Below are 20,554 nucleotides of genomic sequence, written 5' to 3' on the forward strand. Positions count from 1 at the left end.
CCCAGGATCGAACATTCGTTCGCAAAGATTCAAGTCCACACCCTCCCCGCCCCACCCGTCACACTCCGTAGTTCCCCTTGCCGGCCCCTGGGTGCGCGGAATTCGGTGGACAGGTCCGACGCGATCAACAGACTGATGCCATGACGGCAACCGATCCCAAGACCGATCCCAGGACCGACCTCCGGATCTATCTCCAGGACGCCCGCGACGTCCTGCTGTGGAAGCTCGACGGCCTCTCCGAATACGACCTCCGGCGCCCGCTGACCCCGACCGGGACCAATCTGCTGGGGCTGGTCAAACACGTCACCGGGGCCGAGGCGATGTACTTCGGCGACACCTTCGGGCGGCCGTTCCCCGAACCGACGCCGCTGTGGTTCACCGGCGACGCCGAGCCGAACGCCGACCTGTGGGCGCGGGCGGACGAGACCACGGAGGAGATCACCGGACGCTACCGCCGGGTCTGGGCGCACACCGACGCCACCATCGAGGCGCTGCCGCTGGACGCGATCGGCCGGATACCGTTCGGCCGGCGGGCCGAGCAGACCTTGCACCGGGTCCTCGTCCACATGATCGCCGAGACCCACCGCCACGCCGGCCACGCCGACCTCCTCCGCGAACTCGTCGACGGCACCACCGGCCAGCGCCCGGACGGGATCAACACCGCCCCCGGCGACGCGGCCTGGTGGCAGGCCCACCACGCCCGCGTGGAGCGGGCCGCCCAGGAGGCCGGCGGGCTCGTCTGACCCGCCCCGTACGGCGCCCGGGTGGGGTGGGGGGCGGATCCGGGAAACCGGCTCGCCCTGGTCCGCCCTGGTCCGCTCTGGTCCAGCTGGAGCCCTGCGGCGGCTTGCGGCGGCTTGCCGGCTCTGGTGTCGGATGGGGCGGCTAGGGTCTGGGGGTCAAGGGTCGGGGCGGTGGAGGGCGGGGGGACGTGGGGGGCATGGGGGACGCGGGGTGTGCGCGGGTGGCGGCGGACAGGTTGCCGAGTGGGGTGGTGCATCCGGGGAGCCGGGAGTTCCTGATCCGGGAGGGGCTGCCGCTCTCGGGGGCGTTCCTGGATTTCGGGGTGCTCGGCGGCGGGCCGCCTCCGGCGCTGCCGGAGGCGGAGCGGCTGTTCGTCCTGGGCGAGACGGAGTACTGCGCGCCGTTCGCCGCGGCCGGCGGCCTGGTGCTGCTCGACGGAACGACCGGCGAGGTGTTCCTCGGCGAACCCGGCCCGCGGCGGGACCTGCTGGCCTCCGGTCTGCCCGCGCTGGCCGGGCTGGTGCGGGAGGTGGAGGCGGTCGCCGAGTCGGCCCGGCGGGCGGACGCGCTGGACGGGCGGCGCGGCCCCGCGGTGGTCGCCGAGGTGACGGCCGGGGCCGAACGGCGGATGCGGGAGATCGACCCCGGGCTGTTCGGGCGGTCCGCGACGCCGCCCGCGCACTGGGGCACGGCGCTGCTCGTGCGAGCACTGGGCTGGGGCGCGCTGCCGGGCGGTCCGGGCGGTCCGGCGTACGAGGTCGGCCCGGAGCTGGTGGCGGAGCTCGCCGCGCTGACGGGCGAGGAGGGCGGCGCGGGCCTGGTGCACCGCTACCGGGCGCAGGAGCTGCCCGCCGGGCTGGTGCACGAGCCGACCCGGCGGCTGCTGACCGAGATCGGACTGCCGCTGGGCGGGGCGATGTTCGGGGTCTGCGAGGAACCGCTGGTCACGATGGCGGAGGCGTACCCGGAGTACTTCGACGGCGAGGAGGAGCGCCCGTACCAGCGGGAGTTCCTGGCCCTCGGGGACTGGCCGACGGATCTGACGATCGCCCTGGACGGTGTCACCGGCCGCCTGGAGCTGCCGGACTGGTACGACGACGGCCAGCCGGAGGCCTACCTCAACCGCGACCTGTCCGCCCTGCTGTACGCGCTGTGGACGTACGAGCGGCTGCGCGCCGAGTGGGAGCGCTGGGACTGCGGGCGGGCCCGGGACACCTGGGCGGTGTTCGACCCGCAGTCGCTGCTGAGCACCGTGGTGGACCGGCTCGTCGAGGCCGTCGACCCGGAGGCGTTCGCCTCGCCCGGGTGCTCGTGGCGGCTGCTCGCCGAGGACGCGCACATGGGCGGCCTGCTCGGGTGATCACGGGGCGCCCCGGCTGGGGCGCCGGTACGCTGCCCCGGTGACGAACATCCGTACGGCGACCGGGCGACGGCGGGCGGTGCTGCTCACCTTCGGCGCCGTCCTGTCCCTCGCGGCGGCGGGCTCGCTGTACGGGCTGCTGTACGTGCGGTCACTGGACTTCGGCGAGCGCTGCGAGCAGGGCCTGGTACCCGGCGGCGGACGGCTGCTGGAGACGGGCGCGTCCTGGCTGCCGCCGGACGCGTGGTGCCGGTTCGAGGACGGGAGCATGTCCACCACGCCGTTCTGGGCGCTGCTGCTGTTCTACGCCCTGCTGACCCTGGTCGTCTGGTCGGTGACCGCGCTGCTGCGGATCCACCGCCCGCGCCCGCACCTGGGGCTGGACTGGCAGCCGGGGCACGGGCCGGGCTGGTAGGTCTCAGGCCTGTCGGGGCTGCGCGGGGAGCTGGGTGGGAGTCTGCGCGGGGACGGGGCCTTCGGAGGCTTCGGCTTCGGCTTCGGCTTCGGGGAGCCGGCGGCGGGTGCGGATCGGGGAGAGGAAGACCGGCAGGAAGGCCACCGCGAGGACGGCTCCGCCGCACCAGAGGGTGGCCCGCAGGCCGACGAGTTCGCCGAGCAGCCCGGACAGCGCGGAGCCGATCGCGAGCGCGCCGGTGAGCAGGAAGCGGAAGGTGGCGTTCATCCGGCCGAGGAGCGCGTCCGGGGTCATCCGCTGGCGCAGGCTCACCCCGAGGACGTTGTCCATCCCGGTCTTGAGCGAGACCAGCAGCCAGCCCGCCCCCGCCGCGAACAGCCAGGGGCCGTGCCCGATCAGCGGCACCAGCAGCCCGGCGGGCGCCACGCAGACGCCGGCCAGGCCGAGCGTACGTCCGTAGCCGAGTCGGGCGGCGATCGGGCGGGCGCAGCGCGAGCCGAGCAGGATGCCGACCCCGCCGACCGCCCAGAACAGGCCCAACGCCCCGGCGGAAAGGCCCAGTTCCCGCACGAACAGCACCGGGAGCAGCGTGTTGACGAGTTGGAAGCCCAGGTTGGTGAGGGCCGCGGTGAGGGCGAGCGCGCGCAGTTCCCGGTTGCCGAGGACGTGCCGCAGCCCCTCGGCAATCTGCGCTCCGAGCCCGCCGCCCTCGCCCCTGCCCTTGCCCCTGTCGGCGTCCCCGTCCCCGCCCTCGCCCCTGCCCCTGTCGGCGATCGGTTCGGAGGCGGGGGTGCGGCGCAGCCCGATCAGGCGAAGCGCCGAGCCGAGGTGGCTGAGCGCGGTCGCGACGATCGCGAACGGCGCGGTGAGCAGTTGGACCAGCAGGCCGCCCGCGCCGCGCCCGGCGACGTTGCCGACCGCCATCAGGCCGACGACGGCGGCGTTCGCCTGCACCAGGTGCCCGCGACCGACCAACCGGGGCAGCACGCTCTGCGAGCCGACGTCGAAGAAGACCGTCGCGCAGCCGGTGAGCAGCGCGACCGTGTACAGCTGCCAGAGGGTGAGCCCGCCCAGCCACCAGGCGAGCGGGATGGAGGCGTACAGCGCGGCCTTCACCAGGTCGGCGACGATCAGCACGCGGCGGTGGCGCATCCGGTCCACCCAGGCGCCGGCGGGCAGGCCGATGAGCAGGAAGGCGAGGGTGCTCAGGGTGGCGAGGACGCCGACCTGCCCCGGGCCCGCGTCGAGCGCCTCGACGGCGATCAGCGGGACGGCGACGTAGCCGACGTTGGTGCCGAGTTGAGCGAGGGCGGTCGCGGTGAAGAGGGTGCGGAAGTCGGCGGTTCGCCAGAGGGAGTGGGGGTGCATGGTCCGTTCAGTCGCGTGAAGCGGTGGGGGTCGGCATGAGGGCGGGGGCCTGGGCCCTGTGATGTTTCGTCAGGAAAACACCGGCGAGTACGACGATCATTCCGGCAACGGTCCGGATCGTCAGCTCCTCGCCGAGGACGAGCGCGCCGAGCGCGGTGGAGACCACCGGCAGCAGATAGCCGACGGTGGCCGCACTGGTGGGGCCCTCCGTGGCGATGAGGCGGTAGTTGAGGTGGAACGTGAGCCCGGTGCAGGCGACGCCGAGGACGGCGACGGCGACGAGTCCGAGCGGATCGGCGCCCGCGACCGGGTCGAGCGAGCCGCCGACCGGCAGCGCGAGCGTGCTCAGCCCGGCCGCGGCGGTGAGCTGGGCGGCGGAGAGGGCCAACGGGGCCGCTCCCGTGCCGGTGAGGGCACGGGCCATGTAGGCGAAGGCGATGGCGTAGCTGGCCGCCGCACCGAGCAGGGCGAGTGCGGGCAGGGCGGGGAGGCCACCGCCGTCCCGCCACGGGGAGAAGATCAGCAGCACGCCCGCGAAGCCGAGCACCAGACCACCCGACCGCAGCGGGCCGCGGGCGCGTTCGGTGCCGAGGGCGAGGCCGACCAGCAGGGACCAGAGCGGGGTGGTCGCGTGCAGCACCCCGGCCAGGCCGGAACCGACGCCGCGCTCGCCGTACGCGGTCAGGAGGAACGGCAGCGCGTTGCAGAGCAGCGCCGCCAGCGTGAGCCGGCGCCAGACGGCGGCACCGCGCGGCAGGCGCTGCCGGGCGGAACGGGCGAGCAGCAGCAGGACGGCGGCGCCGAGGACCGAGCGGAGCACGGTGATCTGCACGGGGGTGAGCCCGTGCTGGAGCGCGAGCCGGATCCAGAGGAAGCCCGAACCCCAGAACAGGGCGAGAACGGCCATCCGCAGCACGGGCGGTGCTCCTTCTGTCGAGGTGACGGTGTCGGGTGTGTCGATGTCGGGTGTCGGGGGGCGCGTGTCGGGGGGCGGGTGTCAGGGGGCGGGTGTCAGGGGGTGTCGGGGCGTTCGACGACGGTCCCGCGACGGGATCCGGTAGCACAAGCGAAATGTTCTTCACCACCTTTAAGCTGAGCTACATGAATGAGGTGCTCGACGTCCGACGGATGCAGGTCCTGCGGGCCGTGGTCGACCACGGCTCGGTGAGCGCGGCGGCCGGCGCGCTCGGCTACACCCCGTCCGCCGTCAGCCAGCAGGTGGCGGCGCTGGAGCGGGAGACCGGGACGGCCCTGCTGGAACGCGTCGGGCGCGGCGTGCGGCCGACCGCCGCCGGACTGCTGCTCGCCGGGCACGCCGCCGTCATCGAGCGGCAGGTCGCGGAGGCCGGCGCGGCGCTGGCCGACCTGCGGGCCGGGCGCAGCGGCAGCCTCACCGTGCGCTACTTCGCCACGGCCGGCGCCGCGTTGGTGGCCCCGGCGGTGGCCGCGTTCCGCCGGACGCACCCGGGCGTACGACTCGACCTCGGCATGACCGACCCGGAGGACCCGCTCACCGAGGTGCTGGACGGCCGGGCCGACCTCGCGGTGGTGGTCCGGTCCGACGGCGCCGCGCACCCGGGCCTGCGGCTGGTCCACCTGCGCGACGACCCGTACCGGGCGGTGCTGCCCAAGGGCCACCGGCTCGCCGCGAAACGCGTCCTGGACCTCGCCGAGCTCGCGGACGAGCCCTGGGTGGGGGCCGAGCCGCCCGGCCCGTGCCGGGAGGTCGTCCGGGGGGCCTGCGACGCGGCCGGGTTCGGGCCGTCCGTCGCGGTGGACAGCGCCGACTACGCGACGGCGCAGGGCTTCGTCGCGGCCGGACTGGGCGTCGCCCTGGTCCCCGCCCTCGGGCTCGCCCAGCGCCACCCGGGCGTCACCGTGCGCCGGCTCCGCGGCCCGGAGCCGGTCCGTGCGCTGCACGCCGCAGTGCGCGAGGGCGCCTGGGGACAGCCGGCGCTCGGCGCGCTGGTGTCCGCGCTGCGGGCGGCGGCGCAGCCGTAGGACCACCGGCCCGACCGGAAAGGCACGGACAAGGCTGTGCCAATTCGTTGAAGAGAGCTGAAGAGAGCTGAAGAGAGTCGAAGAGAAAGGAAGTACGGAACGTGGACAGTGCTATCGGGGACCTCTACCGGGCCTTCGCGGAGCGGGAGGCGCGCGGCAACTCGGCGAGCTACCAGGGCCTCGCCGAACGCGCCGCCGGGGACGATGAGTTGTGCGCCCTGCTGGACGGGCTGCCGGCCGCGAAGCGGCAGCCGAACCTGCTGTTCGGCTCGGTCCGCCACCTCGGCGGACCGGTGACGGCCGGCTATCCGGCCTTCCGCACCTGGGTGTCGGCGCACTGGGACGAGGTTGCGGCGACGATGCTGCGACGGCGGACGCAGACCAACGAGGCCGGCCGGTGCGCCACCCTGCTGCCGCTGCTGGCGGCGCTGCCGCAGCCCCTCGCGCTGATCGAGGTGGGGGCCTCGGCGGGGCTCTGCCTCTACCCGGACCGGTATCGGTACCGATACACGGTTGAGGTGGGCGAAGCAGGCGAAGCGGGTGAAGCAGGCGGCCCGGCGATCGAGTTCGGCGCCCAGGAGAGCCCGGTGACGCTGGAGTGCGCGGTGCGCGGGCCGGTACCGCTGTCGGCGTCGTTGCGGGAGCGGCTGCCCGAGGTGGTGTGGCGCGCCGGGATCGACCTCAACCCGCTGGACGTCCGGGACGAGGAGGACATGCGCTGGCTGGAGTCGCTGGTCTGGCCCGAGCAGGCCCACCGGCTGGAGCGGCTGCGCGGCGCCGTCCAGGTCGCCCGGGCCGAGCCGCCGCACCTGGTGCGCGGCGACCTCAACGCGACGGTGAGGGAGTTGGTGGCACAGGTGCCCGCCGGTGCCACGCCGGTGGTGTTCCACAGCGCGGTGCTCGCCTACCTGTCCCCGGAGGCGCGGGAGGAGTTCGCGGTGACCATGCGCGGCCTGCCCGGGCACTGGATCTCCAACGAGGCCGTCTCGGTGCTGCCGACCGTCGAGCGACGTCTCCCCCACCCCGCGCCCGTCGGATCCGGGCTGTTCGCGCTCGCCCTGGACGAGCGGCCGGTGGCCTTCACCGGACCGCACGGGCAGTCCCTCGACTGGTTCCAGCCCCGGGACGGTCTCGGGGCTTGAAGCTGCCGCAGCGTCAGCTTCTACCGTCGTGACCAGGGCCGGAGGAACCGGCCCTGGTCCAAGCGAACGTGAACGAGGGAGACGGCGCATGGCAGCGGTCTGGCCGATCGCGGAAGTCGTCCGGATGTCGGGCGTGACCGCCCGGACCCTGCGGCACTACGACGAGATCGGACTGCTGCCACCGGCCTGGATCGGCTCCAACGGCCACCGCTACTACGAGGAACGGCAGTTGCTCCAGCTGCAACAGATCCTCGTACTGCGGGCGCTGGGGGTCGGGCTGACCGAGATCGCCCGGATCCTGGGCGACCAGGTGGACGAGCTGGAGGCCCTGCGGGACCACCAGCACCGGCTGCTCGCCGAGCGCGACCGGCTGGACACCCTGGCCGCCACCGTCTCCCGCACGATCGCCGATCTGGAACGTTCCCGAGAGGACGGCACACCCATGACCAGCATCAACCGACCGGAGAACCTGTTCGAGGGCATCCAGCCCGGCGACGTCGAGGAGAGCCTGCGGGACTTCCCCGAGCACGCCGAGGCGGCGCGGCGCGCCACCGCCGCGATGAGCCAGGCCGACGTCGAGGCCGGACAGCGCGAGCGGACGGCGCGGATGATCCGCCTGGCGGAGCTGCTGACGGCCGGCCACCCGGCGGACGCCGAGCCCGTGCAGAACCACATCGACGCCGAGTACCGGGCGCTCAGCGCGCTCCGGACGGTCTCCGTCGAGGAGTTCCGCGCGATCGCGCGCTCCTGCACGGAGAACGCCCAGTGGAGCGCCGCGTACGAGGCCATCACCCCGGGCCTGGCCGCGTACCAGCGGGCCGCCTTGGAGGCGTACGCGGCGGCACGGCTGGTCTGAGTCACCGGCGGAGCGGGCCTTCCCTACCGCCCCGCCCCGCCGTCACTCGGTGCGCAGCGCCGTGACCGTCCGGGTGCGAGCCGTCCAGGCGGCGGGGAGGAGGGCCCCGAGCAGCGCCAGCACCAGGCCGCCGAGTATCAGCGGCCCCACCACCGAGGGGTGGAACACGGTGAGGTCCGCCTCCGGCACCCCGACCCCGGCGGCGCGGGCCATCGCCGGCATCACCTGGTGGTGCAGCAGGATCCCGATCGGTACCCCGATCAGCCCGGCCGTCAGCCCGCTGCCGCAGACCGAGGTGAGCACCATGCCGACCGTCTGCCGGGGCGACATCCCCAGCGCCTTGAGCACCCCGAGGTCGTGCACCCGCTCCCGGGTGTCCAGCAGCACCGTGTTGAGCACGCCCAGGCCGGCCACCACGGCCAGCAGCAGGGTGAGCGTCCCGGCGAGGGTGTTCATGGCCAGCATCACGATGCTGATCTGCTGCCCGCCCGCTTCGGCGCTCAGGCCCAGCGGCCGGACGGCGTCGTCGAGCCCGTCCGCGTACGCCTTCGCGTCCGTGCCCGGGGTGAGGTCGATCTGGAAGGCGACCGCGTCGGCCTGGACGGCGGTGCCGAGCGGGGCCAGTGCGGCCCGGTCGACGAACACCTGGTCGCTGGTGGTCAGGACCTCACCGCTGATCCGCACCGGGGTGCTGCGCCCGTGGTCGGTGAGGGTGACGGTGTCGCCGACGCGCACCTGGTTGGCGCGCAGGAAGGCGGTGGCGACGACCACTTCGCCGGGGCCCTGGAACCACCGGCCGGAGATCAGCTGGTAGCCGCCCCAGGAGGCGTCCCCGGTGAAGGCGATCACCGCGGTGCGCCCGGTGTTCCCGGCCACGGCGACCGGCGTCGGAGCGGTGCTGTACCAGGCCCGGGTACCGGGGCGGCCGGTGATCGCCCTGGTCGCGGCGGCCTCGTCCACGTGGTCGGGGGCCTTCGTCGAGCTCTCGATCGGGGTCTGGAGCACGACCTTGCCGGAGCGCCCGGCCTGGAGGCCGTCCTGGAAGGAGCCGAGCGAGAGCGTCAGGCCGACGCACAGGGTGACTCCGGCCGTGCCGAGCACCACCGCGGCGGCCGTGGTCGCCGAGCGGCCCGGCCGGGTGAGCGGGGTCGCCAGCCCGAGGCTCAGGGCGCGCGGCACCGGTAGGCGGCCGATGAGCTGCTGGATCCTGGCGGCCGGACCCGACGCCCCGGCCGGACCCGGGCCGCCGCGGGAGGCTGCCCGCCGGGCGCCCGGCGCCGTCCGGCCGACCGCGAGCGCCTCCACCGTGCGCAGCCGGCCGGCCCGCAGCGCGGGCACCAGGGCGGTGCCCGCCACGGCCGCCAGGGCCACCGCCGAAACGGCGACGTCCACCCAGAGCGGGATGCCGAGCAGGCCGCCGCGCAGGGCCTTGTGCGCCATCCCGAGGACGGGCACGGATAACAGGTTTCCGCCGAGCACGCCGAGCGCCGTGCCGACCCCGGCCGGGATCAGTGCCTGGCCGACGTAGGCGCGCGCCACCTGGGACGGGGTGAAGCCGAGGGATTTGAGGATGCCGATCCGCCGGGTGGCGGCGCTGACGGCGCCGCTGACCACGACGCCGATGATCAGCACCGACATGGCCAGGCCGAGCACCCCGAAGGCCGTCACGAACGGGACGAAGGTCGCGGCCGTCCGGTTGGCCTCCGCCTGGGCCGGCCGGTACGAGGTGGCCCTGGCGAGGGCGCCGCCCGGCACCGCGGCGGCGAGCGCGGCGCGGTCCGCCTCCACCTCGGCGTCGGTGTCGGCGTGGGCGAAGCGGTAGAGGTACTGGGCGGCGGGCGCCGCACCGGGCGCGGTGAGCCCGGCGACCTGTTCGGGGGCGATCCAGCCGTCCGCGCTCCAGGAGGGGGAGGCGGCCAGGCCGACGACCTTGAGGACCGGGTGCCCGGGGAGGTCGGGGAACTGCATGCTGTCGCCGACGCCCAGCGGCGAGTGGCCGTCCAGGAACACCACCTCGCCGGGGCCGGCGAGCCAGCGGCCCATGGTGATCCGCAGACCGTCCAGCGGGCCGTCCTTCGCCCGGCCGACCAGCGTCACCGGCGGGAGCAGGCTGCCGGCCGGCGGGATCCGCAGCTCGTCACCGGCGCGCGGCTGGACGGTGAGCGCCGGGTAGGGGCCGGCCGAGGCCGTCACGCCGGGGGCGTGCGCGGTCGCGGCGAGTTGGGCGGGGCTCGCCCTGGCCGGGTCGTACAGCGCGTTGAGGTGCGCGCCGCGCTGGTCGGCGAAGGTGCGCTGGTACGGGCCCTGGGAAGCGACCAGCAGGCCCGTGGCGAGGATGCACGCCGTCACGGCCGCCATCGTGGTGAGCACCATGACCAGGGTCTGCACCCGCTTGCGGCCGACGCCGGCGCGAACCACCTTGCCCAGTACGCTCATGCGCCCGCCTCCCTTCGCCCGGCGGGGGCGTTCGCCCGCACGCGCCCTCCCGTGATCCGCTCTCCCCCAGCCTCCGGCCGGGGGCACCCCCACCACTCGCTCATCGCGCACCGCTCGCTCATCGCACACCGCCGGGGGCCGGCACGGCCGCCGTGTCCCGGACCAGCCGGCCGTCGAGCAGTTCGATGGTCCGGTCGGCGCAGGCCTCGGCGAGCGCGGTGTCGTGGGTGACCAGCAGGATCGTCTGGCCCTCCGCGTTGAGCCCCCGGAGCAGGTCGCGGACGTCGGCGGCCGAGGCGGTGTCCAGCGCCCCGGTCGGCTCGTCGGCGAGCAGCAGCGGCGGGCGGTTCATCAAGGCCCGCGCCACCGCGACGCGTTGGCGCTCGCCGCCGGAGAGCCGACCGGGGAAGGCCTTGGCGTGCCGGGCCACCCCGAGCCGCTCCAGCAGCTCGCCGGCCCGGACCCGGGCCCGCTCCCGCCGCATCCCGGCGAGCTGGGCCGGGAGCAGCACGTTGTCCTCGACGTTCAGGTCGTCCAGCAGGTTGAAGAACTGGAACACCATGCCGATCCGCTTCCGCCGGTACTCGGCCAGGGCGGCCTCGCCGAGCTCGTGGACGGCCACACCGTCCACCTCGACGGCGCCCTCGCTCGGGCGGTCGAGGCCGGCGACCAGGTTCAGCAGGGTGGACTTGCCGCTGCCCGAGCGGCCGAGCACGGCCAGCGCCTCGCCGGCCCGGACCTCCAGGTCGAGCCCGGCCAGCGCGGGGTGGGCGGCGTCGGATCGGTCGTACGTCTTGCTGACGCCGCGGATCCGGATGATCGGCGCGTTCACGGGCCCTCCACGATTCGAGGTCCGGCGCCGGAAGTCCGGGCCGGCTGACGGGACATGACGCTACGAATCCGGGGCGGGGCGCGGACAGCCGTCTGGACGGCCTCTCGGGGGTGTATCCAGGTACACCCCGGATTGGGGGCGCAGACCTAGAGCGCCGCACGTCACGGCGCGGCAGACTGACGCCGGATGATCAACCGGGGCCGCGGGGCCACCGACCGGAGGGGAGGCGCGGGATGAGGACGAGCGCAGTGTCCAGGGCCGTCGCGCAGCTGGAGGGGGCCGTCGTGGCCGGCGTGCGGGCGCTCTACATGGTCACGTTGGCCGTCACGGGGCTGATGGCGCTGCTGGCCGGGCCGGTCCTGCTGGCCGCCGCCCTGCTCGGCCCCGACGACACCGAGCCGTTCGCCCACGGTCCGGGCGGGCCGCTGATCCTGCTGGTGCCGCTGGCGCCGGTCGCCCTCTGGGCGCTCTGCTGGGCCACCGGGGGCGGCGGCCGGGCGGCCGGGGCCGTCCTGTTCGCGCCGGGCTCGCTCGCGCTGATGGCCACCGACCTCTACGGCGGCGCCCCGCCCGGCGGCCGGTCCGGATCCCTCTGCCTGGGGCCGGCGATGCTGGTGCTCGGCCTGCTCGGCACGCGCTGGATCGCGACGGAGAACCGGCGGATCGTCGGCCGGTGGAGCGGCCGGCCGATCCCGGTGCCGTACCACCGCGTCGACGCCGGGCCGTGGCAGCGACTGCGCGCCGGCGGCTGGCTGGCCGATCCGGCGACGTGGCGGGACCTCCTCTGGGTGCTCGTCTCCGGCTGCGCCATCCCGATCACCGCCGTGATCGTCGTGCTGACCCCGATCGCCCTCCAGGTGCTCGGCCGGAACGGGCCGTTCCTCCCGCTGGGGCCCCTCTACCTGATGGGGCTCTACATCTCCCCGCTGGCCGCCCTGTGGGCCGCGCCGCCGGTCCTGCGGGTGCACGAGCGGGCCGCCCGCGCTCTGCTCGGCCCGTCCCGACGGAGCGAACTCGCCCGCCAGGTCAGTCATCTGGCCCGGACCAGGGCGGACACCATCGACGCCGGGGCGGCCGAGCTGCGCCGGATCGAGCGGGACCTGCACGACGGGGCGCAGGCCCGGCTGGTCGCCCTGGGCATGCTGCTGACCGTGGCCGAGCAGGTGAAGGACGACCCGAAGGCCCTGCAACCCCTGCTGGTCGAGGCCCGGATGTCCTCGGTCAAGGCCCTGAGCGAGCTGCGCGACCTGGTCCGGGGCATCCATCCGCCGGTGCTCGCCGACCGAGGCCTGGCCGACGCGGTCGAGGCGACCGCGCTGGACCTCCCGCTGCCGGTCACCTTCACCGGCGGGTTGCCCGGCCGGGCGCCCGCTCCGGTGGAGTCCGCCGTCTACTTCGCGGTGAGCGAGCTGCTGGCCAACGTGGTGAAACACGCCGGCGCCTCGCACGTGTGGATCGAGATAGGGCACAGTGGCGGGCTGCTGCGGATATCGGTCACCGATGACGGGCGCGGTGGCGCCAACCCGTCCCGGGGGACCGGCCTCAGCGGAACCGAACGCCGACTGGCCGCCTTCGACGGGGTGCTCGCGATCAGCAGCCCATCCGGTGGCCCGACCATTGTGAACCTGGAGATCCCGTGCGCGTTGTCATCGCCGAAGACCTCTTCCTCCTCCGGGACGGCCTGACTCGGCTGCTGGAGGCCAGCGGCATGGAGGTCACCGCGGCGGTCGAGACCGGCGACGAACTGCTCGCCGCAGTGGCCGCCGACCGGCCGGACATCGCCGTGGTCGACGTCCGGCTGCCGCCCGGCTTCACCGACGAGGGGCTGCGGGCGGCGCTGGCCGCCCGCCAGGCACACCCCGGGCTGCCCGTCCTGGTGCTGTCGCAGTTCGTGGAGCAGTTGTACGCGCGCGAGCTGCTGGCCGGCAGCACCGGCGGGATCGGCTACCTGCTGAAGGACCGGGTGCTGGACGGCGCCCAGTTCATCGACGCGGTGCAGCGGGTCTCCCGGGGCGGCACCGTGATGGACCCGGAGGTGATCACCCGGCTGCTCGCCCACAACTCCTCGGCCGGCCCGGTCTCCACCCTCTCCCCGCGCGAGCGGCAGGTGCTGGCCCTGATGGCCGAGGGGCGCTCCAACGCGGCGATCGCCCAGCAGTTGGTGATCACCGAGCGGGCCGTCGCCAAGCACACCGCGTCGATCTTCGTCCGGCTCGACCTCCAGCCCTCCGACGACGACAACCGCCGCGTCCTGGCCGTGCTGGCCTACCTCAACAACGGCTGAGAGGGGCGACACAGGAAGGCTTTCCACCCTTGAAGGGCCACTGCCAAGTGAGAGGCAGCCCTCCGCCGCAGGGGGCTCGCCCGCTCCGGTCAAGGTCATCTACGCTGGTGACGTGCTCATCCTTGTTCGCCGTCGCCACGTGGACCTGCTCCGCGTGACAAGCATGTCCTGTCGACGCTCCAGCTGAACCTCGCGCCACCACCCTCAAGGGCAGCCTCCACCCGGCCGCCTCCGCCTCCCGGCTCCCGGAGCACCCGCCGCACCAGGCGGCCACTCCGGCCATCCCCCGGTCGATCACCGGGACCGGCCGGGACGAGACCAGCGGATGTCACACATGTCGCAGCAGTACACCCCCATATCCGACTCACTCCCGGTGATCGACCTCTCGCTCGCCGACGGCGGCCCGGACGACCGCCGCCGGCTGCACGACGAACTCCGTGCCGCGGCCACCGACGTCGGGTTCTTCCAGCTCGTCGGCCACGGCATCACCCCGGAGGAGACGGCCGCGCTCGCCGACGCGATGCGCGCCTTCTTCGCCCTCCCCGAGGCCGACCGGCTCGCCGTGAGCAACCTCAACTCCCCCCACTACCGCGGCTACACCCGCACCGGCGACGAGCGCACCGGCGGCAGCCAGGACTGGCGCGACCAGCTGGACATCGGCGCCGAGCTGCCCCCGCACGTCCCCGGCACCGACGAGCCCCCGTACTGGTGGCTGGAGGGCCCCAACCAGTGGCCCGCTGCGCTCCCCGAGCTGCGCACCGCCGCGCTCGGCTGGATCGACCACCTCAGCGGCACCGCCCGCCGACTGCTGCACGAGCTCCTCACCGCGATCGGCGCCCGCCCCGACTTCTACGACGAGGCCTTCGCCGGCCACCCCCACCTGCGGCTCAAGCTGGTCCGCTACCCCGGTACCGCTCCGAACGGCGCCGGCCAGGGCGTCGGTGCCCACAAGGACTACGGCTTCATCACGCTGCTGCTCCAGGACACCGTCGGCGGCCTCCAGGTCGAGCGCCCGGACGGCACCTTCCTGGAGGTCCCGCCGATGCCGGGCGCCTTCGTCGTCAACCTCGGCGAGCTGCTGGAGGTGGCCACCGACGGCTACCTCAAGGCCACCAACCACCGCGTGGTCAGCCCGGTCGGCGCCCGCGAGCGCTTCTCCGTCCCGTTCTTCTACAACCCCCGTCTCGACGCCCACATCGAGCCGCTGGACTTCCCGTTCGCCCGGCACGCCCCCGGCGCCACCGAGGATCCGGACAACCCGCTGTTCGCCGAGTTCGGCCTCAACGAGTGGAAGGGCTACACGAGGGCCCATCCCGAGGTCACCCGCCGCCACCACGCCGACCTGGCCGACGCCGCCTCCCGGTAGCCCCACGCCGCGGAGGCCGGGACCAGTCGCGCCGCAGCGCAGGAGCAGCGCCGGTCAGAGCAGGCTCCGGCCAGAAGCGGCGCCGCCAGAGTCACCGGCACCCCGAGTCCGCCCCCGCCGCTCCCCAGCGGCGGGGGCGGACTCACGTGCGCGACGGGCCGCCGTCGCCGGTGGACCAGCCGGTGGAACAGCCGGTGGACCAGGGGGACGGGCACTGTCACACTGCTGCTGTCACAGTGGAAGTGTGCCAGTGCAGGAGGCGGCAGATGGGGGAGCGCGGGGCCGTGGGAGACGGGGGCGGTGTGCGGCTGACGGTCGACGAACTGGCGGCGCGGGCCGGGGTGACGGTCCGGACGGTGCGGTTCTACGGGACGAAGGGCCTGCTGCCACCACCGGAGTTGGGGCCGCGCCGGGTCGGGCTGTACGGGGCGGCGCACCTGGACCGGCTGGAGCTGATCGAGGAGTTGCAGCGCCAGGGGCTGACGTTGGCCGCGATCGAGCGGTACCTGTCCCGGCTGCCGGAGGACAGCACGCCGCTGGACCTGGCGATCCACCGGGCGCTGGTGGCGTCCTGGACGCCCGAGGCGGCGGAGGAACTGGGCCGGGCGCAGTTGGAGCGGCGGGCCGGGCGGGGGCTGTCGGAGGAACAGGTGCAACGCCTGGTCGCGATGGGGGCGTTGGAGCGGACGGCCGATCCGGAGCTGTTCCGGGTGGATCCGGGCCTGCTGCCGCTGGGGGTGCGGATCCTGGACGTGCCGATCCCGCTGGAGACGCTGCTGGCCGCGCGGGCGGTGGTGCTGGAGCACAGCCGGGCGACGGCCCGGGAGTTGCAGCGGCTGTTCCGGGAGACGGTGTGGCGGCCTTACCGGGAGAGCGAGCCGGCGCCGGACGAGCTCGCCCGGATGAGGGCGCTGACGGACCACATCCAGCCGATGGTGGCGCAGGCACTGGTCACGGCGTTCCAGCGCTCGCTGCGGGAGGAACTCGGCGAGGAACTGCGGGAGGACTCGGCGGGGAGCTGAGCGGGAAGCTGAGCAAGGAACTCGGCGAGGAGCTGAGCGGGAAGCTGAGCAAGGACCTGGGCGGGCAACCGCAGGAGGAGCCGGGTGGGGCCGTCCGGCACCCGGCCCCACCCGCTCAGGCCTGACGGTCAGTCGGTGAAGGTACGCCCCTCCGCCGCGATCCGCTCCAGCAGCGCCGGCGGCGCGAACCGTTCGCCGTAGGCGGCGGCGAGTTCGCGGGCCCGGGCCGCGAAGCCGACCGGGCCGCCCTCGTACCCGTTGATGTACTGGAACACGCCGCCCGTCCAGGCCGGGAAGCCGATGCCCAGGATGGAGCCCACGTTGGCGTCGGCGACCGAGGTCAGCACGCCCTCCTCCAGGCAGCGCACCGAGTCCAGCGCCTCGCTGAACAGCATCCGCTCCTTGAGGTCCTCGAAGAGGAGGTCCTCGAAGGGGACGTCCGCGGCCGGCTCGCCGAAGTGCTCGCGCAGCCCCGGCCAGAGCCGCCCGCGCTTGCCGTCCTCACCGTACTCGTAGAAGCCGGCGCCGCCGCTGCGCCCGGGGCGGCCGAACTCGTCGACCATCCGGTCGACCACCGCGTCGGCCGGGTGGGGCGTCCAGCCGCCGCCGGCGGCCTCGACCGCGCGCCGGTACTCGTCGCGGATCTTGCGCGGCAGGGTGAGGGTGAGCTCGTCCATCAGCGAGAGCACCTTGGCCGGGTAGCCGGCCTGGGCGGCGGCCTGCTCGATGCTGGCCGGGGGGACGCCCTCGCCGACCATGGCGACGCCCTCGTTGAGGAACTGGCCGATGACCCGTGAGGTGAAGAAGCCGCGCGAGTCGTTGACCACGATCGGGGTCCGGTCGATCTGCCGGACCAGGTCGAAGGCGCGGGCGAGGGCCTCGTCGCCGGTCTGCGGGCCGCGGATGATCTCGACCAGGCGCATCTTGTCGACCGGGGAGAAGAAGTGCAGCCCGATGAAGTCCGCGGTGCGCTCGACGCCTTCGGCGAGCAGCCCGATCGGCAGGGTGGAGGTGTTGGAGCAGAGCAGCGCGTCGGGGGCGAGGACGCCCTCGACCTCCTGGAACACCTTGTGCTTGAGCTCGGTGTTCTCGAAGACGGCCTCGATCACCGCGTCGCAGCCGGCCAGGTCCGCGGCCTCGGCGGTGGGGGTGATCCGGGCGAGCAGCGCGTCCCGCTTGGCCTCGGTGGAGCGGCCGCGGGCGATCGCCTTGTCCAGCAGCCCGGCGGAGTAGGCCTTGCCGCGTTCGGCGGCGGCCATGCTCACGTCCTTGAGCACGACCTCGATGCCGGCCTTGGCGCAGGTGTAGGCGATGCCCGCGCCCATCATCCCGGCGCCGAGCACGGCGACCTTGCGGACGAGTCGTTTCTCGACGCCCTGGGGGCGGCCGGCGCCGGAGTTGACCGCCTGGAGGTCGAAGAACAGCGCCTGGATCATGTTCTTGCTGGTCTGTCCGCAGGCGAGCTCGGTGAAGTAGCGGGCCTCGATCGCCATCGCGGTGTCGATGTCGACCTGGGCGCTCTCCACGGCGGCGGCCAGGATGTTGCGCGGGGCCGGGTAGGGCGCGCCGTTCAGCTGCTTGCGCAGGTTGGCCGGGAAGGCGGGCAGGTTGGCGGCGAACGCCGGGTTCGCCGGGGTGCCGCCGGGGATCTTGTGGCCCTTGACGTCCCAGGGCTGGACGGCGGTCGGGTTGGCCTCGATCCAGGCCCGCGCCCGGGCGGTCAACTCCTCCGGGGTGGCCACGAGTTCGTGGACCAGCCCGTGTTCCAGGGCCTGCGCCGGGCGGTACTGGCGGCCCTCCAGGAGGAACTTCAGCAGGGCGTCGGTGATGCCGAACAGCCGTACCGTGCGGACCACTCCGCCGCCGCCCGGCAGCAGGCCGAGCGTGACCTCGGGCAGGCCGAGCCGGCTGGCGGGGTTGTCCAGGGCGATCCGGTGGTGGCAGGCGAGGGCGATCTCCAGGCCGCCGCCGAGCGCGCTGCCGTTGACGGCGGCGACGACCGGCTTGCCGAGGGTCTCCAGCCTGCGCAGCGCGCGCTTGATCCGCTGGGACTTCTCGAAGACGGCGGCGGCGTCCTCGGGGCGGGCGGCGGAGAGCAGCCGGAGGTCTCCCCCGGCGAAGAAGGTCTTCTTCCCGGAGGTGACGACGACGCCGCGCAGCCCGTCGGCGGCGGCGAGGCCGGCCAGCCGGTCGACGACGGCATCGAGGTCGGCGGTGAAGGCCTCGTTCATGGTGTTGACGGACTGGGTCGGGTCGTCGAGGACGAGGGTGACCACGCCGTCCTGGTCCTGCTCCCAGCGGATGGTGGTGGTGTCGCTCATGAGTTCAGGGTCTCCGAGGGGATCCGAGGGACAGTGGGTCAGATGCGCTCGACGATGGTGGCGACGCCCATGCCGCCGCCCACGCAGAGGGTGATCAGGCCGTAGCGCAGGTCGCGCCGCTCCAACTCGTCGATCACGGTGCCGAGCAGCATCGCGCCGGTGGCGCCGAGCGGGTGGCCGAGGGCGATCGCGCCGCCGTTGACGTTGACCTGCTCGGACCGGAAGCCCAGTTCGCGGATGAAGCGCAGGGCGACCGCCGCGAAGGCCTCGTTGATCTCGACCAGGTCGATGTCGGCGGCGGTGAGCCCGGCCTTGGCGAGCGCCTTGCGGGTGGCCGGGGCGGGGCCGGTGAGCATGATGGTGGGCTCGGAGCCGGAGACGGCGGCGGAGACGATCCGGGCGCGCGGGCGCAGCCCGTACCGCTCGCCGATCTCCCGGCTGCCGATGGCGACGAGCGCGGCGCCGTCGACGATGCCGGAGGAGTTGCCGGCGTGGTGGACGTGGTCGATGGCCTCGACCCAGTGGTACTTCTGCAGGGCGACGGCGTCGAAGCCGCCGGCCTCGCCGATGCCGGCGAAGGAGGGCTTGAGGCCGGCCAGGGTCTCGACGGTGGTGCCGGGACGGATGAACTCGTCGCGCTCCAGCACGACCAGGCCGTTGCGGTCGCGGACCGGGACCACCGAGCGGTCGAACAGGCCGTCCGCCTGCGCCTTGGCGGCGCGGGCCTGGGATTCGGCGGCGAAGGCGTCCACGTCGGCGCGGGAGAATCCCTCGATGGTGGCGATCAGGTCGGCGCCGATGCCCTGCGGGACGAAGTTGGTCTCGTACGCGGTCATCGGGTCCGCGAACCAGGCGCCACCGTCGGAGGCCATCTTGACCCGGGACATCGACTCGACGCCGCCGGCCAGGATGAGGTCCTCCCAGCCCGAACGGACCTTGGCGGCGGCCAGGTTGACGGCCTCCAGGCCGGAGGCGCAGAAGCGGTTCTCCTGGACGCCGGCCACCGTGTCGGGCAGGCCGGCCGCGATGGCCGCGATCCGGGCGATGTCGGAGCCCTGGTCACCGACCGGGCTGACCACGCCGAGCACGATGTCGTCGATCGCCGCCGGGTCCAACTCCGGGTGCCGGTTGCGCAGTTCGTGGATCAGGCCGACGACGAGGTCGATCGGCTTGGTGCCGTGCAGCGAGCCGGTGGCCTTGCCCCGGCCGCGCGGGGTGCGGATCGCGTCGTAGACGTACGCTTCGGTGGTCACGGTCAAACGCCTTTCGGGGCAGGGGGTTTCGCGGGAGGTCTCAGCCGAGGACGGACCGGCCGACGATCTCCTTCATGATCTCGGTGGTGCCGCCGTAGATGGTCTGGATCCGGCCGTCGGTGAACGCCCGGGCGACCGGGAACTCGCTCATGTACCCGTACCCGCCGTGCAGCTGGAGGCAGCGGTCGGCGGTGCGCTTCTGCAGTTCGGTGGCCCACCACTTGGCCATCGAGGCGTCCACCGGGGTGAGCGCGTAGCGGTTGTGCTCGGTGATGCAGCGGTCGACGAAGGCCCGGGTGACGGCGCACTCGGTGGCGAGTTCGGCGATCTCGAAACGCACGTGCTGGAGCTTGGCCAGCGGGCGGCCGAAGGCCTCGCGCTGCTTGACGTAGTCGGTGGTGATCTCGACCAGGTACTCGGCGCCGGCGATCGCCGCGGCCGCGATGGTCAGCCGCTCCTGGGCGAGGTTCTGCATCAGGTGGACGAAGCCGCCGTTGAGCTCGCCGAGCAGGTTCGCCTTCGGCACCCGGACGTCCTCGAAGAACAACTCGGCGGTGTCCTGGGCCTTCTGGCCGATCTTGTCCAGGTTGCGGCCGCGCTCGAAGCCGGGCGTGCCGCGCTCGACCACCAGCAGGCTCAGCCCGTGCGCGCCGCCCTCGGGGGTGGTGCGGGCGACCACGACCACCAGGTCGGCGAGGATGCCGTTGGAGATGAAGGTCTTGGCGCCGTTGAGCAGGTAGTGGTCGCCCCGGTCGACGGCCTGGGTGCGGATGCCCTGGAGGTCGGAGCCGGTGCCGGGCTCGGTCATCGCGATCGCGGTGATCAGCTCGCCGCTGCAGAAGCCGGGCAGCCAGCGGCGCTTCTGCTCCTCGGTGGCGAGCGAGGTGAGGTAGGGGCCGATGATGTCGTTGTGCAGGCCGACGGCCAGCCCGGAGGCGCCGGCCCGGGCGAACTCCTCGGCCAGCACGGCGGCGTAGCGGAAGTCCGGGGCGCCCCCGCCGCCGTACTCCTCGGGGACGGCCATCCCGAGCAGGCCCTGGGGGGGGGGGGGGGAGGGGGGGGGGGGGGGGAAAAGGCCCGCCTTCTCCCCACGGGTTTCGTGCGGGAGAACCCCCCCGTGGCGGAAGAAACACACCGCGGCCCAGAAACCCCCT

At 74.0% G+C, this 20,554-nt stretch carries 17 protein-coding genes; 10 read left to right on the forward strand and 7 right to left on the reverse strand.

Annotated elements, in window-relative coordinates; translation table 11 throughout:
• Positions 1 to 140 precede the first annotated feature (140 nt).
• The 3 genes from AC07BF_RS27060 to AC07BF_RS27070 all read left to right on the forward strand — a co-directional run bounded on the left by AC07BF_RS27060 (position 141) and on the right by AC07BF_RS27070 (position 2,519).
• A complete protein-coding gene (locus AC07BF_RS27060; protein WP_363631416.1) occupies positions 141 to 743 on the forward strand; it encodes a DinB family protein in 603 nt (200 codons plus the stop codon).
• A 197-nt stretch (positions 744 to 940) separates the two neighbouring features.
• Positions 941 to 2,104: an SUKH-4 family immunity protein gene (locus AC07BF_RS27065; protein WP_478334039.1), complete on the forward strand. Its 1,164-nt coding sequence runs from the start codon at positions 941 to 943 to the stop codon at positions 2,102 to 2,104.
• Between the two features lie 40 nt (positions 2,105 to 2,144).
• Positions 2,145 to 2,519 (forward strand): hypothetical protein, encoded by a 375-nt coding sequence (locus AC07BF_RS27070; protein ID WP_159398386.1) that lies wholly within the window; start codon positions 2,145 to 2,147, stop codon positions 2,517 to 2,519.
• Between the two features lie 3 nt (positions 2,520 to 2,522).
• Here the strand turns inward: AC07BF_RS27070 and AC07BF_RS27075 are convergent, their stop codons facing one another.
• The gene (locus tag AC07BF_RS27075) at positions 2,523 to 3,887 is read right to left on the reverse strand and encodes an MFS transporter (protein WP_363631420.1); all 1,365 of its coding nucleotides are present in this window, start codon (positions 3,885 to 3,887) and stop codon (positions 2,523 to 2,525) included.
• 7 nt (positions 3,888 to 3,894) lie between these two features.
• Positions 3,895 to 4,794 carry a DMT family transporter gene (locus AC07BF_RS27080; RefSeq protein WP_363585709.1) on the reverse strand — a complete coding sequence of 300 codons (900 nt, stop codon included), beginning with the start codon at positions 4,792 to 4,794 and terminating at the stop codon, positions 3,895 to 3,897.
• A gap of 221 nt (positions 4,795 to 5,015) precedes the next feature.
• Here AC07BF_RS27080 and AC07BF_RS27085 point away from each other — a divergent pair, with 221 nt between their 5' ends.
• The 3 genes from AC07BF_RS27085 to AC07BF_RS27095 all read left to right on the forward strand — a co-directional run bounded on the left by AC07BF_RS27085 (position 5,016) and on the right by AC07BF_RS27095 (position 7,886).
• A complete protein-coding gene (locus AC07BF_RS27085) occupies positions 5,016 to 5,888 on the forward strand; it encodes a LysR family transcriptional regulator (RefSeq protein WP_363585710.1) in 873 nt (290 codons plus the stop codon).
• 101 nt (positions 5,889 to 5,989) lie between these two features.
• The gene (locus AC07BF_RS27090) at positions 5,990 to 7,030 is read left to right on the forward strand and encodes a DUF2332 domain-containing protein (RefSeq protein WP_478334040.1); all 1,041 of its coding nucleotides are present in this window, start codon (positions 5,990 to 5,992) and stop codon (positions 7,028 to 7,030) included.
• An 88-nt stretch (positions 7,031 to 7,118) separates the two neighbouring features.
• Positions 7,119 to 7,886, forward strand: coding sequence for a MerR family transcriptional regulator (locus AC07BF_RS27095; protein WP_478334041.1), 768 nt, complete (start codon positions 7,119 to 7,121; stop codon positions 7,884 to 7,886).
• A 42-nt stretch (positions 7,887 to 7,928) separates the two neighbouring features.
• On the opposite strand, the gene AC07BF_RS27100 is transcribed toward AC07BF_RS27095, so the two are convergent.
• Positions 7,929 to 10,322 carry an ABC transporter permease gene (locus AC07BF_RS27100; RefSeq protein WP_400811399.1) on the reverse strand — a complete coding sequence of 798 codons (2,394 nt, stop codon included), beginning with the start codon at positions 10,320 to 10,322 and terminating at the stop codon, positions 7,929 to 7,931.
• Positions 10,323 to 10,440: 118 nt separating this feature from the next.
• On the reverse strand, positions 10,441 to 11,154 hold the full coding sequence (locus AC07BF_RS27105; protein WP_478334042.1) for an ABC transporter ATP-binding protein: 714 nt from the start codon (positions 11,152 to 11,154) through the stop codon (positions 10,441 to 10,443).
• 233 nt (positions 11,155 to 11,387) lie between these two features.
• On the opposite strand from AC07BF_RS27105, the gene AC07BF_RS27110 reads away from it, so the two are divergent.
• The 4 genes from AC07BF_RS27110 to AC07BF_RS27125 all read left to right on the forward strand — a co-directional run bounded on the left by AC07BF_RS27110 (position 11,388) and on the right by AC07BF_RS27125 (position 15,826).
• Positions 11,388 to 12,839: a sensor histidine kinase gene (locus tag AC07BF_RS27110; protein WP_478319452.1), complete on the forward strand. Its 1,452-nt coding sequence runs from the start codon at positions 11,388 to 11,390 to the stop codon at positions 12,837 to 12,839.
• On the forward strand, positions 12,791 to 13,438 hold the full coding sequence (locus tag AC07BF_RS27115; RefSeq protein ID WP_363585673.1) for a response regulator transcription factor: 648 nt from the start codon (positions 12,791 to 12,793) through the stop codon (positions 13,436 to 13,438). The genes AC07BF_RS27110 and AC07BF_RS27115 overlap by 49 nt, the downstream gene beginning before the upstream one ends.
• Positions 13,439 to 13,772: 334 nt before the next feature.
• The gene (locus AC07BF_RS27120) at positions 13,773 to 14,804 is read left to right on the forward strand and encodes an isopenicillin N synthase family dioxygenase (RefSeq protein WP_478319453.1); all 1,032 of its coding nucleotides are present in this window, start codon (positions 13,773 to 13,775) and stop codon (positions 14,802 to 14,804) included.
• A 266-nt stretch (positions 14,805 to 15,070) separates the two neighbouring features.
• Positions 15,071 to 15,826, forward strand: a complete 756-nt coding sequence (locus AC07BF_RS27125; RefSeq protein WP_363625264.1) for a MerR family transcriptional regulator — start codon at positions 15,071 to 15,073, stop codon at positions 15,824 to 15,826.
• A gap of 128 nt (positions 15,827 to 15,954) precedes the next feature.
• On the opposite strand, the gene AC07BF_RS27130 is transcribed toward AC07BF_RS27125, so the two are convergent.
• The 3 genes from AC07BF_RS27130 to AC07BF_RS27140 form a co-directional block, all read right to left on the reverse strand.
• Positions 15,955 to 18,147, reverse strand: a complete 2,193-nt coding sequence (locus AC07BF_RS27130; protein WP_400844796.1) for a 3-hydroxyacyl-CoA dehydrogenase NAD-binding domain-containing protein — start codon at positions 18,145 to 18,147, stop codon at positions 15,955 to 15,957.
• A gap of 38 nt (positions 18,148 to 18,185) precedes the next feature.
• The gene (locus AC07BF_RS27135) at positions 18,186 to 19,400 is read right to left on the reverse strand and encodes an acetyl-CoA C-acetyltransferase (protein ID WP_478334043.1); all 1,215 of its coding nucleotides are present in this window, start codon (positions 19,398 to 19,400) and stop codon (positions 18,186 to 18,188) included.
• Positions 19,401 to 19,440: 40 nt separating this feature from the next.
• Positions 19,441 to 20,554 (reverse strand): acyl-CoA dehydrogenase family protein (locus AC07BF_RS27140; RefSeq protein WP_478334044.1); only part of this gene is annotated, 1,114 nt, incomplete at its 5' end.

Source organism: Kitasatospora sp. NPDC043950, assembly GCF_056435345.1.